Raw genomic sequence first — 15,219 nt, 5'->3', positions numbered from 1 at the left:
TATTTCGGTCAAAAGCTTTTTGACAGACTCATCATTGCTTCAATTTATCCTTACTGGAATGATTGCGGATAATCATATAAAGTATAATAATCCCTATTATAGTTCAATAAATTAAAAATTTTTATTTTATTGGAATTTTAAAAACTGTCTGATAACTTAAATATAACCAAAAATTGTAAACGTTTTAATTATGAAAAAATCAGACAAAATAACTCTTCTTTTTGATTATAGTAAAAGTATAACCTTTAACTACTCTCTCTATCCGATCCTTACATCAAAAAATGCAACTAATTTTACTTATTCAAATGGTGGAAAATTTGATTTAAACAAGGATAAAAATGAACATATAGTAATTTTTGCAAAGTACTTTGGTAATTTAAACTTCGAACAACAGGAAAAATTAATTTTTTCCTTAAAGAATAAGTATAAAAAAGTTTGTTTTTTTGATGACCTCGATGGTTCGGAAATTCAATTCTTCAAATTCTTTGATCATTTCGATATGTATTTTAAAAAACAGTTGTATTCAGATTTATCATTTTACACCAAAAAATTCAATGGAAATAAGTATTTTGTTGATTATTACAGTTCCATTTTTCCAGTCGAAGTTAATTCTAATTCAAAATATAATGGACAATATCAAGGAGATCATAAAAATCTTGATAAATTAGAGATTTCTTGGAATATTGGGGTAGGAACGTATTTTTCAAGTTATCCAAAACTGCTACGGATATTATTTCCGATTTTTGGTCCTAAATACTCAGGAAAGTTTCTTGGTAAGTTCCCCCGTAACTTTAATCCCCAACCAAACCGGATCAATAAATGTCAAGCAAGGTTCGGATTTAACCCTCAAAGAAAACATGTTGATATTCAAAGGAAGGTTTTTCTGGAAATTATAGAAGGTAACAAATTATTTCTAGCAGGTAAATTAGACAGTAAGCAATATCAAAATGAAATAAAACAAGTGGACGCCGTTTTAAGCCCCTTTGGTTTCGGAGAAGTTTGTTTCCGTGACTTTGAAGCCATCCTTAGTGGCGCTGTCTTAATTAAACCGGATATGTCCCATATAACTACTTGGCCCGATGTTTACAAACCAATGGAAACCTATATGCCTATTTCATGGGATGGGGCTGATTTGATTCAAAAAGTGGATGGATTATTATCAAATGAAAGGTTGCTCAATCAATTAAGAAAACAAGCCTTTCAGGAACTTAATCAAGCTTATCTGCATTTGGACAAAAAAGTAAAATCGTTTCAGGAATCCATATTGAGTTAGCATTTTTATTTTATTTCACCTACATTTTTAAAAGGTTTAAAACAAACATGTTTTTGAATGTCATCCCCCTTTTTCTGATTTGTAAAATATTATTTTGGAAGTTTAAGTCTAATTCCTAAAATTCAAGCTTTATTTTAACTTAATTTCTTGACAAGCTTAATCACCCCATCAAGCTTTCAAGGTTCTTAATCAGCTTATCTCTTGAGGAATATTCCACAGGAGTCACCCCTCCTTTCTTACCCATGAAAGGAAGAGCCCTATTCGTTATGAAAGCAATTGTATTAACTCTGTGTTGCCTTTTGATGGCAGCCTCTGCATGGTCCCAACAAGAAAAATTACCTGCATTTCCCGGTGCTGAAGGTTTTGGAAAATACACCACGGGAGGTCGGGGAGGTAAGGTATTTATTGTGAAAAACCTCAACGATAGTGGCGTTGGAAGTCTTCGAGAAGCTTTAGAGGCAACTGTACCAAGAATCATAGTATTTGAAGTATCGGGAAATATTGAATTAAAAAGCACTATTAATGTGAGGCGTGGAAATTTAACTATTGCGGGACAAACTGCACCGGGAGATGGGATTACCATAAAAAATCATCCAATTAGAATTATTGATAGCAATAATATAATAATCCGATTCATGAGATTTCGACTAGGTGACGTTTCAAAAATAGAGGCTGATAGTTTTGAAGCTAGGCAAGGTAGTTCTAATTTAATAATTGATCATTGTTCCTTTTCTTGGGGAACAGATGAGACTTGTTCAGTTTATACAGGTAGTTTCACTACTATACAAAATAGCATAATTGCAGAAGGAATTAATGATGCATCTTATTTTGGAAAAGATTTTCCACATGCATATGGAAGTATTTGGGGAGGAAATAATGTTTCTTTTTACAAAAACTTGATGGCTCATTTTGTGATTCGGGTCCCTAGCATTGCAACTAATTCAAACATTGCAGATCTAAGGAATAATGTAATTTACAATTGGCATTTAAGAGCTACTAACAATGGAGCAAATGCAAAAGCAAACCTTATTGCAAACTTTTATAAACCTGGACCAGCCACCAATGCCCATTCACCAAAAACTTATATAAACCAAGCGTTTTTTTGGCCTACAGGCTCTGATTATGGGAAATTCTATTTATATGGAAATAAATTAGATGGAAGACCTATAATTGATAATGATCAATGGTTAGGCGTAAGATTGGAAACCAGCGCCCTGACCGAGGAATTTTTAGAAGATTTAAAGAACAAAGACGAAAATGGTAATCTAGTACCTTTCTCGGTTCCTTCAGATCTCTATTCCCAAACATTGACTGCTGATGCTGCCTATGAAGATGTGTTGGCCCACGCCGGCGCAAGTTTGTTTAGAGATGCCGTTGACGAAAGATTAATTCGGGAAGTTAAGACAGGTACAGTCACTTTTAAAGGTTCAAAATCAGGTCTGCTAGGCATCATCGACTCTCAAAACGACGTAGGAGGATGGCCGGTATTGAAATCTTTGCCTGCTCCAAAGGATACAGACCGTGACGGTATGCCGGATACTTGGGAACTTGAAAATGGTTTGAACCCCAACTTGGCGGATAATAATGGCTATAAACTCAGCAGTAGCTACACCAATATTGAGGTCTATATCAACAGTCTTGTCAAGCATATTTCTGAATTTGATGCCACCACCCCCCCATCTGTTCCACAATTAGAAAGCCCTGTCAATGCCGCAACCGGCATGGCTACAAACTCTATCCTTAAATGGAAAAGTGCTGCGAATGCCCAATCTTATCAGATTCAGGTTTCCAAAACCCAAGATTTTGCCGCTTTGGTTACCAACATGGAGAATCTGACTTCCCTCCAGCATTCTGTTCAAAATCTTGAACTCAACACCCAATATTTTTGGAGGGTACGGACTAAAAACAGCAACGGTACAAGTTCATGGTCAAGTATCTGGAATTTCAAAACAGTAACCTCCCTGCCCATCCCTGAAATCCCCAAGCCAATCAGTCCCCTAAACGGAAGCAAGGATGTGTCAAATACCCTGCTTCTCCAATGGGGAACTGTCAATGAAGCAAAGACTTACCGGGTGCAAGTGGCCAAGGATGAAAGCTTTTCCTCTATCCTTTATGACATATATAACTTGACAAGTCCTAGTATAGAAATTAAAAACCTGACATCCGGAACCCCTTTCTATTGGAAAGTATTGGCCACAAACGATGCGGGAAGCAGTAGCTTCTCCAATCCATGGACTTTTACCACCAAAATCAACACCACTGAAACTATACCAGTAACAGGAATTTCCATCAGCCCGACAAAAGCAAGCTTAGAAATTTCTAAAACTTTGCAACTTGGCACTACCCTCTCCCCTTCGAATGCAAGCAATAAAACAGTCACATGGACTTCCTCAGATCCAAGCATTGCAGGAGTTAGTTCCACCGGATTAGTTACAGGGATCAAAAGTGGTTCTGCTAATATTACTGCAAAATCACAGGATGGAAACTTCACCGCCACTTCTCAAATCACAGTTTCCACAAGTGTACCTTTGGGTATTTCAGGGTTTACCTTGGTGAATGCAGATACTGATTCGGATATCAACACCATTTCCACCGGCACAATTATAGATATTAACCAAATCAAAGGGATCAATTTAAATATCCGGGTTAATACCAATCCTGCGACCGTTGGCAGTGTATCCATCAAATTGACCGGTCCTGTCAGTGAATCAATTACAGAAAATGTAGTCCCTTATTCCCTTTTTGGGGACAATAGGGGAAATTATAATGGAAAAATCTTACCCGAAGGAAATTATACCTTAGAAGCAATACCCTATTCAGACACTGATTTGGGCGGAACAAAAGGAAATCTTCTTTCAATTGGTTTTACGATTGGGCAAAAGGTTATCGCCCCTACTGCTCCAACCTTGACAAGTCCCACCAATAACAGCACAGGACTTCCCACAAACCCAAAGTTATCCTGGTCTGCCGTTTCCAATGCTGAGACTTACGCAGTAGAGGTTTCAAGAAATCCTGACTTCAGTATATTGGTTTCAAACAGTAAGTTATTAACAACCAATGAAGTAAGTATTTCAGGCTTACAAGAGGATGTATTGTATTATTGGAGGGTAAGAGCCACGAATCCAGCCGGAAGTAGCCCCTATTCCACGGTTTGGAATTTTAGGACAAAAAAGACTGTCCCTCTTCCTGCTATTCCGACTCTTGTCAGTCCTACCAATGGCGCAAAAGACTTGTCCACTTCCATAACATTACAATGGAGCGCTGTAGTGGGCGCAAAAACTTATGGTGTCCAAATTTCTAAAGAAAGCAATTTCGCAAGCTTATTCTTGGACAATGCAGCAGTCACTTCAACTTCTTTACAGGTCAATAACCTGCAGGCAGGCGTGACGTACTTTTGGCGGGTCAGGGCTTCCAATGAAGGCGGTAACAGTAATTTTTCAGCCTCTTGGACCTTTTTGACGAAGGCCAACTCAACAACCATTCCTGTTACAGGAATTTCTCTTAGTCCGTCCACAGCGACTTTGGAGATTTCCAGATCGTTGCAGCTTTCTCCTCTTGTTTTACCTACCAATGCTACCAATAAAGCAGTGACATGGTCATCTTCAGATCCAACTATTGCTACCGTGAGTGCTACAGGATTGGTAACGGCTGTAAAAAGCGGTTCTGCGAGGATCAGTGCCAAAACCTTGGACGGAAATTTTACTGCAAATTCCCAAATAACTGTTCCGGTCATGAATCCGGCGGGCATCATTACAGGATTTACTTTGGTCAATGCTGATTCGGATTTGGAAATTGGCCCACTGACGGACGGCGCTCTTTTGGATATCAATGTACTTCAGGGGGTGAATTTAAACTTCACAGCCAAAACAAACCCAAGTTCTGTCGGCAGCGTTTCTATCCAATTATCAGGTCCAAGCAATTCCTCCATTACTGAAAATTTTGCCCCCTATACCTTATATGGAGATAAAGATGGCGATTACCAGGGCAGCAAGCTTGGAATGGGAGACTATATCCTAGAAGCAATTCCGTTTTCAGAACCCAATCTTGGAGGAACAAGAGGAACCTCTCTCAAGATCAGATTTACGATTGGTCAGAAAGTTGTCGTGCCTACAATCCCACAACTCAGCAGTCCCGCTGACAAAAGTACTGGCATTGCCACTACTACCAAACTAACATGGACAGCCGTATCCAATGCAGATTCTTATGGTCTTGAGGTTTCAAAAAACCCAGACTTCAGTTCTTTGGTGGTGAACAACAACTCCCTCACCTCTAACGAGTTTACAGTTTCAGGTTTGCAGCAAGATACCCCATATTATTGGAGGGTTAGGGCAACCAACTCTGCAGGAACAAGCCCCTACTCCACTGTATGGACATTTAGAACTATCAGACCTATTCCAATACCGGCTGTACCGAGTCTTCTAAGTCCTTCCAATGGCGCAAAAGACCTTTCGGTTTCACCAAGATTACAATGGACATCTGTTTCTGGGGCAAAAACCTACCGAGTGCAAATTTCAAAGGAAAGTAATTTTGCCGTTCTTTCCCTGGACAATGCCGCGGTAACCTCAAATTCACTTCAAGTCAACGGCCTTCAGGATGGCGTAACTTATTATTGGAGAGTAAGTGCTACCAATGAATCAGGCAGCAGCAGCTATTCTACTGTGTGGAGCTTTCAAACAAGGCTAGCTTTGATTCCTCCAACAGCTCCTGTTTTGACCAGTCCATCCAATAATGCGACTGGATTGGCAACCACCCTGAAGTTAACCTGGAATGCAGTCACCACAGCAACTGGATACACACTGGAGGTTTCAAAAAATCCTGATTTTAGCACTTTGGTTATTGACAATAAAACATTGACAACCAATGAATTTACGGTTTCCGGACTAGAGGAAGACACCTCCTATTATTGGAGGGTGAGGGCGTCAAATTCGGCAGGAAACAGTCCCTATTCATCAGTCCGGACTTTTAGAACAGTCAAACCGATAACAATTCCTAACATCCCCATTCTCCTTAGTCCTTCTGATGCGGCTCAAGAGATTTCCATTGTTCCCAATTTAGAATGGACATTGGTAAATGGCGCAAAGACTTACAGGGTTCAATTATCCAAAGACAGTAATTTTGGTACTATTCTCCTTGACAATGCTTCGGTGACTGTCAATTCTTTAAGAATCAACGACCTAGAGGAAGGGATGACCTATTATTGGCGTGTTAGTGCAGGCAATGAGGCAGGGAGTAGTGGGTTTTCTTCTATTTGGAGTTTCAAAACCAGAATTTTGCTTGATCCCCCAATTGCTCCTACACTTGAAAGTCCTTCCGACCAAGACACCGGATTAGCCACAACCTTAAAATTAACCTGGGCACTCATCTCCGAGGCGGATAAGTATGGTATAGAGGTCTCCACCAATCAGGATTTCAGTTCCATCATTTCCAGCAACTTTGCCCTTACTGAAAATGAGTTTACTGTGTCAGGATTGCAAGAGGAAACAAAGTATTTTTGGAGGGTAAGGGCTTCCAATACTGCAGGGGTGAGCGGATGGTCTCCAATTTGGTCCTTTACCACAAAAGAGAAAATCAATCCTCCCTTCGCTCCAATTTTACTGGGGCCAGAAAATGAAAGTGTTGGTTTGACGGGTAATACAGTATTTACTTGGACCAAATCGGAAGGTGCAGAAGTCTATGGCATACAAATTTCCAAAGATGCAAGCTTTACCCTGATGCAGTTTGATGTGTCCAATATTCAGGCACAATCATTTGAAACCAATAGTTTAGATAAAGGAGTAACTTATTATTGGAGGGTATTTGCTGCCAATGTGGGCGGGCGCAGTGAGTTTTCTGAAATTTGGAAATTTGAAACATTAGGAATTCCTGATATCCCGGTGCTCGAAAGTCCTAGTAATGGGGAAAACGATTTGGAAGTCAATCCGAAATTGATGTGGAAAACTGCGGCAGGTGCTGATTCATATAGGTTGCAGGTTTCAAAATCAAAGGATTTCTCTCAAAACATCGTTGATAACAGTAATCTGTTGGAGACCTCCTTGACTATCCAAAACCTAGAGGAAGGAATTACCTACTATTGGAGGGTGAGGGCTACCAATCTTGCAGGAAACAGTGCGTATTCGCCAATTTGGGAATTTACAACTGAAAAACCTATCAAAGCTCCGACTGCACCAATATTGGTCAGCCCGACTTCAGGCACCATTTTGACTATTGATAACATAACCCTTGAATGGAAACCTGTTTTAGACGCAGAAAGATATCAGGTTCAAGTTTCTAAATTTTCCAATTTCAGCCAATCAATTGTGTTTAACAGCAATTCAATCACCAACAACACTGTTGCACTTGAAAGTATGGAGCCGAATCAGGTATATTTTTGGAGGGTTATGGCGATAAATATAGTGGGTACCAGCCCCTATTCGGCAGTTTGGAACTTTATAACTGCACCGCTTCCAAGTTTGGATTCCCCAATATTGAAAAGTCCAGCTAACGGTGCTGTGATAGATACCACTTCGATAGCATTTGTATGGGAAGCCGTGACAGAAGCTGAAAATTACCAATTGGAAGTGTCGTCAGACAGTACATTCAAAACCAATGTGAAGAGTTTCTCTCAAATCTTGGATACCAAATTCACTTTGGATAGCCTTGAAAGGGAAAAAATATACTATTGGAAAGTAACTGCCAATGGAAAACGGCCATCCAGTGAGTCGGCAATATGGAAGTTTGAAATAGGAAAAGACAAGAAATTGCTTGTGGCAAAATTCTCCCCTATCACGATCAAAACCTATCCGAATCCATTTACAGACAAAATTAACCTGGATTTTTCAAGGCCAATAGCCGGAGAAGTGACCATTACCATCTTCGACAGCAAAGGAATACCTGTTTTCGAAAGTGAAGTTACCGATCCAAAAGAAAGCATCACCCTTGAATTCCCACAAGGACTCCCAGACGGAATTTATGTCATCAAGGTCCAAGGTTTTGGGGTGTTGGAAAGTAAGAGGGTGGTTAAACACTAAGGTGGGACAAGGAAAACGGAAAAAAAGAAGCCGTTAGGATATTTTTCTTTAAATCTCAACTCATATTAATAAATACGGAGAAAAGGCAGGTTCTTTTCTCCGTATCATCAATTGAAGAAACTCTTTTATATCGTTTTTACATTAAGTATGATTTTTTTTGAAGAAGTATAGACCCAAAATAATTCTGAGTATCGGGATAAATCTAGGCTCAAAAATTGCTAATTTAGTTAATTATTAAAGCAAAACATAAAAATCGTTTTTTTTATGGCTTCTAATTCAATTGACAAAATTGTAGCCCTTGTCAAAATAAAGTTAAGAAGGTCCCCGCATTTTAGCCATAAAATCACAATCAATAACTTATCTGTGGTCATAGCCTATTTGGACTATTTTCTTCGACTGTTAATAAAAAGACAAATTCATCTTAGGAATGAATTTTCAAAAAATAGTGTTTTGTATGCAATATCAAGGATACACACAAGATTAATCTTCAAATTTTATCTGAATATAATTTTTGGCAATGTTTTTGCAACAGAAAAAATTATGTTTTACTAAGGTGCCTTAGCGAAAACTGTAAACTTATTGTAAGCCCTATTATATTGTAAGCCATGACAATCTTAAGCCAAAGATTAACAATTATTCTATTTTTTTTTCTATTTCAATCTTACCTCTTCTCAACCTCCGCTTTTTCCCAATCCTACCCTCCATCAGATTTTGATCCTCAAATCAATAAGACGGTAGCTTTCCCCGGCGCAGAAGGGTTTGGGAAATTCGCTTCAGGAGGAAGGGGGGGACAAATACTTAAGGTCACCAACCTCAATGATTCAGGCCCCGGAAGCTTGAGAGAAGCTATTGATATGCGTGGCCCAAGAATTATTGTTTTTGAAGTTTCTGGTACCATTTCACTGCGAAGTGATTTGATTGTAAGAAGTGGAGACCTAACAATTGCCGGTCAAACCGCTCCTGGAGATGGCATAACCCTAAGGAATTATCCTTTTGTAATTAAAGATGCAGATAATATTATTGTCCGTTTTATCCGATCTAGATTAGGTGATACTTCCGGTGTTGATGGAGACGCAATTGAAGTGAATCGTGTTAAAAACCTGATCATTGATCATTGTTCTTTTTCTTGGGGAATTGATGAAACTTGTAGTATTTATTCAGGCGAAAACGCAACACTACAAAACTCCATTATTTCGGAAGGATTAAATAAATCAACTGTTCATTTGACAGGAGACCATGCTTTTGGCTCTCTCTTAGGAGGCAAAAATTTCTCTATGTTTAACAACTTAATGGCTCATTTTGTGTTGCGGGTTCCTAGCATTACAACAGGATCTGAAACATTTGACTTGAGAAACAATGTAATTTATAACTGGGAAAAAAGACCAAGCAACAATGCAGTTTCAGCAAAAGCAAATTTTTATAACAACTATTTTAAGCCGGGGCCTGCAACCAAAGCCAGGCCATCTAATGAATTGGCTGATCAGAATTTTTTTTGGGCAACTTCAAGTAATGGTGATCCCAACACTTATGGGAAATTTTATTTAGAAGGAAATGTAGTGGTAGGTCGTTCATTGATTAATACCAACCAGTGGTCAGGGGTACGTCTAGAAACTAGTGATCTGACGACCAAATATTTGGAAAGGTTGAAAAATAAAAACCAAAATGGTGATTTGGTTCCTTTTCCCATTCCCGAAGGCCTTTATTCAAAAACGAGAAGCGCTGATGCCGCATTTGATTTTGTCCTGGATTTTGTTGGAGCAAGTTTATCAAGAGATGCAGTAGATACTAGGATTGTACAAGAGACGCGCAATGGAAACTTCACTCACAAAGGATCTAGAACAGGTCTATTGGGAATTATAGATAGCCAAAGCAATGTGGGGGGATGGCCTAGTCTTAAAACTTTGCCGGCACCTACCGATACTGATGGGGATGGGATGCCTGATGCTTGGGAAAGTGCACAGGGTCTGAATCCCTCGACAGCAGATGATAAAGGATTTGACCTCAGTCCCTATTACACCAACATTGAAATTTATATCAATAGTCTTGTTCAAGAACTTCTATTTCTTCAGAATCCCGGGGTTCCTTCTGCCGTTAAACCTTTATTGCCTGCAACAAACGAAACTGTCAGTCCTGTTCAAATATCTTTTGTCTGGGAACCTTTACTCAATGCCTCGAAATATAGCCTTCAAATCTCAAAAAGCAGTTCCTTTAGTTCAGGAGTTATAACTATCTCCAATACAACAACCACAAGTTTGGTTTACCCGGAATTGGATGCCAACAGTTCTTATTTTTGGAGGGTCAGGGGAAGCAATAGTTCTGGAAACGGCAACTACTCTCCTACACAAAGTTTTAAAACGAACAGCAAAAGTATTGCCCCGGGAAAAACCCTATTACTTTCCCCAAATACTCAGGAGCAGGATATCAGCCTTAGTCCTTTGATGAAATGGGCAAATGTCCCCAATGCCAACACATACCAAATTCAAATCTCCACCTCCTCTAGCTTTTCAACGGTTTTATTAAATCAAGGGGGCATCAATGCTACCGAGTACCAATCACCCAAATTATCAGAAAATACAACCTATTATTGGAGGGTAAGGGCAAGCAACAGTTCAGGTACTGGAAGTTATTCTAATATCGGCACTTTCAATACCCTCAGCAAATCTACGCCTCCACAAGCTGTAGTCGCAGTTAGTCCTCTAAACAAAGTAAATATTTCACCCACCAATATTAAATTTATTTGGCTTGAGGAATTTAAATCGGACAGTTATGATATTCAGATAGCTAAGGATTACAATTTTACCAATGTGATATTATCTAAATATAGTGTCGTCGGTGAATCTTTTGGTATTTCTAGCCTCGAATCCAATACTACCTACTATTGGAGGGTACGCGGAAAAAATAGGTCAGGGGTAGGGAAATATTCAGGTATCAACCAATTTTCAACGAACCCATTTCCAAATGCTCCTCAAAAACCACAAGCAATATCACCGGAGGATGGTGCCAATGTGTTTGATACTAAAATTACCTTTACCTGGCAAAATGATGCCATAGCGCAAAGTTACAGACTTCAGGTTTCCAATTCGTCTTCTTTCTCGAGTTTGATTACCAATGTTAGTAACCTGAGTAATAACTCTACTACCGTTTCCAATCTTCCAAGCAATACCCTGTTCTATTGGAGGGTAATTGCAAGCAACGAGGCAGGAAATAGTCCTGCTTCTGAAACACGGAAAGTGCGGACAGCAAGCTATTCCGGCATTCCGGGACCAGCTTCATTAATCAGTCCTACGAACCTTGCTGTGGTGGGATCTTCCTCTATTCTTTTTGAATGGGAAAACCAACCCAATACAGGGTTTTACAGATTGGATATTTCTGAACAATCCAATTTCAGCAATTTGGCCTTCTCTAAAAGCTCCATAACAGGTACTTCCCTAATTGTAGATGGCTTGGAAGCCAATAAAACCTATTTTTGGAGAGTACGCACTTCAAATCCGTCAGGCAGTGGCCCTTATAGCGATATAAGGTCCTTTTCAACTGTTAATGGAAATATCAACCTCAGCCCCCCCCCGCTTTTGCTACCGCAAAAGGCATCCAACTTTCAAAACACTGGAATAGGATTTTCTTGGGGCTCTGTTACAAATGCTGATGCCTATCATCTTCAGGTTTCGACCAGCCCTGATTTTGCTACTGTTACTTTTCAAAATCAAACTATAGCAAATACGACTTTCAACCTATCGACTTTGACCAGTGGGAATGCTTATTATTGGAGAGTAAGGGCGATAGATGGAACGGTTCTTTCAGCATGGTCTGAAATATGGAATTTCAGCATCGGTTCCACAGAGACTTTGATTACTTCAGGTCTCGTAGGGCATTGGGCAATGGAAGAAAACGGAGGAAATAAGATGTTGGATGGTTCAGGAAATACCAACCACGCCACTATACAGAATACTTCCAATGCTTCTTGGGTAAGTGGGAAGTCAGGCAGGGCTATCAGCTTGAACGGCTGGTCCGGTGGATTTGGCAATGCACCCCATCATTCCAGCTTGGGCATGTCCAGTTCACTCACTTTGGCTGCTTGGGTTAAGCCTAAAGAATTGCAAAGAGGGCATATTTTTTATAAAAGTGCCGGAAAGGGCTATGAATTGTGGCTCGACATTGACGGATATATTGAATTCCGCCTCAACAGGACTAACAATGGGACAACATATAGAATCCGTTCTAAAACCCAGTATTCCGGTTTGATAGGAAAATGGATACATGTAGCTGCCACATTTAATGGAAGTACAATCCGTTTGTATATCAACGGGAAAGAAGACTCCTCCTCCAACTACGCACCATTTACTATCAATACAACTTCCGGGAATTTGGTGATTGGTGCCATGGGGACAAATCAAAGGTGGAAAGGAGAACTGGATGAACTCCGGATTTATGACAGGTCACTCAGCGGCAATGAGATTCTGTTGCTGATGGACGAGACGCCTCTTTCTAACCCTTCCCTCCAATCAACTGAGCTGCGTGGGTATTGGAAAATGGATGAGGGTTTGGGTTCACAGTTTTTAGATGGTTCGGGCAATAACAACCATGCTACTATTCTAAATTCATCGGCAGTCACTTGGTCTGATGGCAAAATAAATCTTGGTGTCAACCTTAACGGTTGGTCGGGAAGGTATGCAATAGCCCCACATCAACCAAGTTTGGAAATAAAGGATGCCATGACCATATCGGTTTGGATAAGACCATCATCCTTGCACAGGGGCACGATTGTCAGCAAAGCAGCTGGAAATGGATTTGAATTGTGGCTTGACAATGAAGGTTCAATTGAATTTCGCCTTAATCGTGGCAGCAGCGGAACTGCTTACAGGATCCGGACACCTTACAAGTACACCGGGGATATTGGAAAATGGGTGCACTTGACAGCAACATTTGATGGTCAAACCAGTAAAGTGTATGTCAATGGGTCTGAAAACATCAGCACCACGTACCTAAATCCTTTTCAAATCGGAACTACCTCAGGCGATTTAATTATTGGTGCTATGGGATCCATTCAAAGATTTACAGGAAGCATGGATGATTTACGGATTTATAATTCTGCCCTCACCCTAGCTGAAATACAGAATCTGATGTTGGCCAGCAATGCCATGCGGTTGGGTAATCTAGACAGTGAAAAACATTTAAAGCCAGGCATTGAAAACAATTTTACCGAAGACAAATTGATTCAGACCCCTGAGAATGAGGCAGGAATCCTTGAGCTTGTTTTATACCCCAATCCCGCAACAGACCAAATAAACGTATCTAATTTATGGGTGGAGAAAGGAGATGTTCAAATTAATATTTTGGATCCCCAAGGCAGGATGGTCATTGAAAAAACAGTTTATGTCGAGGATTATAAGATCATAATTGATCTTCCTTCCAATTCTATGACTATGGGTGCCTATATAATAATAATTCAAGATAATATCAACCGTAAAATACTCAAGTTTATTAAACAATAAATTATTCTAGTTCTAGAATCCAACTATTCCTTTATATTTGAGAATTAATGAATCTCTAGGAAATTCTAAAAAGTAGGATTTCCTAGAGATTTTTTCGTTATAAAAACATTTTATTGATTGAAGTGGAATCGATTGATATAGGAACTTTATGAACAATTCTGTAAATTGATTTTAAAGTTGAACCTTTTTTCAATAATCCATAATAAAAATTATGAATATACGCCTAAATACAAGTGGCAAAATAATATAATAATGTAACAATAAGCGTCATTCAGTTCATTAGGAGCACGAAATTGGTTTTCTTGGCTTTGCATAAATGAAATAGCCATGAACATTCTACAATTTAATGAAAGGTTTCCGGACAAAACGAGTTGTATCAATTTTATCAGGGCCGGAAGAGAAAAAATCGGCGTGGTATGCAAAAAATGCTATTGTAAGGAGCATTACTGACTCAATTCACTAGACATGTTCCAATGCAAGAATTGTTGTTTCAGAACAGATCTTAAAAACGGAACAATGATGGAAAACAGTAAACTCCCCCTGAAGACCCGGCTGTTGGGCTTGACTCTTATCAGTGCAACCAAGAAAGGATTCAGTGCCCCTGAACTCCAGAGGCAGATGGGACACAGCCTTAATGAGACTGTTTTCAGGCTTTACCACAAAGTAAGGGAGGTAATGGGAAAAAGAGATAGCTTGTATCAGCTCGAAGATTTGGTAGAATACGATGAAGCCTTCATCAGTAAAGCAACAAGTACCTCCGACCAAGAAGACCATAAAAAAGGAAGAGGTAGCAAGAAACAGGTTCCTGTTGCAGTAATGGCCGAATCCATTGTCCTGGAAGATTACTATACCGGTGAAAAAGACAAAAGCTGTCGCTACTTCAAAATGGTCAAGATAACAAACCTAAAAGCCAAAACCGCTGAAAAATTGGTCAAAGAACTGGTTGATAAAAATGCAGTCCACCAAACAGATGAAAGTACAACTTTCGTCAATATTGCTGACTGTATTGATACGCACGTCAGCTACATTTCTTCCACTAAAGAAGGGGAGTTCAACCTGAAATGGGTACACATTGCGATAAGTAATCTGAAAAGAGATCTTCATAAGTATGATATGGCCTCAGAAAGGATGCTCCAGAACTACCTGAATGAGTTCTGTTATAAGCTATATCGAAGATATTTTGGAAAAAAGATTTTTGAAAGGTTAGTTATTGCGAGCTTATACCCATACATGCAAACAAGCGGATAATCATAATAAAAAATGAGCAAAATGTTATTCAAAAAAAAAATATTAAGTGATGACTTTTAAGTTATTCCAAAATCATCTTTAAAACCAAACTTATTGAAATCTATTACCAAAAAATATGTTTTTAACTCTAAAAATGTTATTTCATTATGGTAGCTTATATATATTGTTTAATATTACAGTCCTTCCTTTAGGGTAAATGCAG

Annotated in this window: 3 protein-coding genes and 1 pseudogene; all 4 read left to right on the top strand. The window is 39.2% G+C overall.

What is annotated here, in order from left to right:
* Positions 1-190: 190 nt before the first annotated feature.
* The 4 genes and pseudogenes from MMU05_RS21240 (at position 191) to MMU05_RS21225 (ending at position 15,017) form a co-directional block, all read left to right on the top strand.
* The gene (locus tag MMU05_RS21240; protein ID WP_241143665.1) at positions 191-1,273 is read left to right on the top strand and encodes a hypothetical protein; all 1,083 of its coding nucleotides are present in this window, start codon (positions 191-193) and stop codon (positions 1,271-1,273) included.
* A gap of 266 nt (positions 1,274-1,539) precedes the next feature.
* Positions 1,540-8,280, top strand: a complete 6,741-nt coding sequence (locus MMU05_RS21235; RefSeq protein ID WP_241143664.1) for a fibronectin type III domain-containing protein — start codon at positions 1,540-1,542, stop codon at positions 8,278-8,280.
* A gap of 605 nt (positions 8,281-8,885) precedes the next feature.
* Positions 8,886-13,769, top strand: a complete 4,884-nt coding sequence (locus MMU05_RS21230; protein WP_241143663.1) for a LamG-like jellyroll fold domain-containing protein — start codon at positions 8,886-8,888, stop codon at positions 13,767-13,769.
* 327 nt (positions 13,770-14,096) lie between these two features.
* A pseudogene (locus MMU05_RS21225) lies at positions 14,097-15,017 on the top strand (IS1595 family transposase).
* Positions 15,018-15,219 lie beyond the last annotated feature (202 nt).

The sequence above is a fragment of the Cognataquiflexum rubidum genome (genome assembly GCF_022538115.1).
GTDB lineage: Bacteria > Bacteroidota > Bacteroidia > Cytophagales > Cyclobacteriaceae > Cognataquiflexum > Cognataquiflexum rubidum.
The sequence above is the reverse complement of the archived record's forward strand: the minus strand, read 5'-3'. Positions and strand labels throughout refer to the sequence as shown.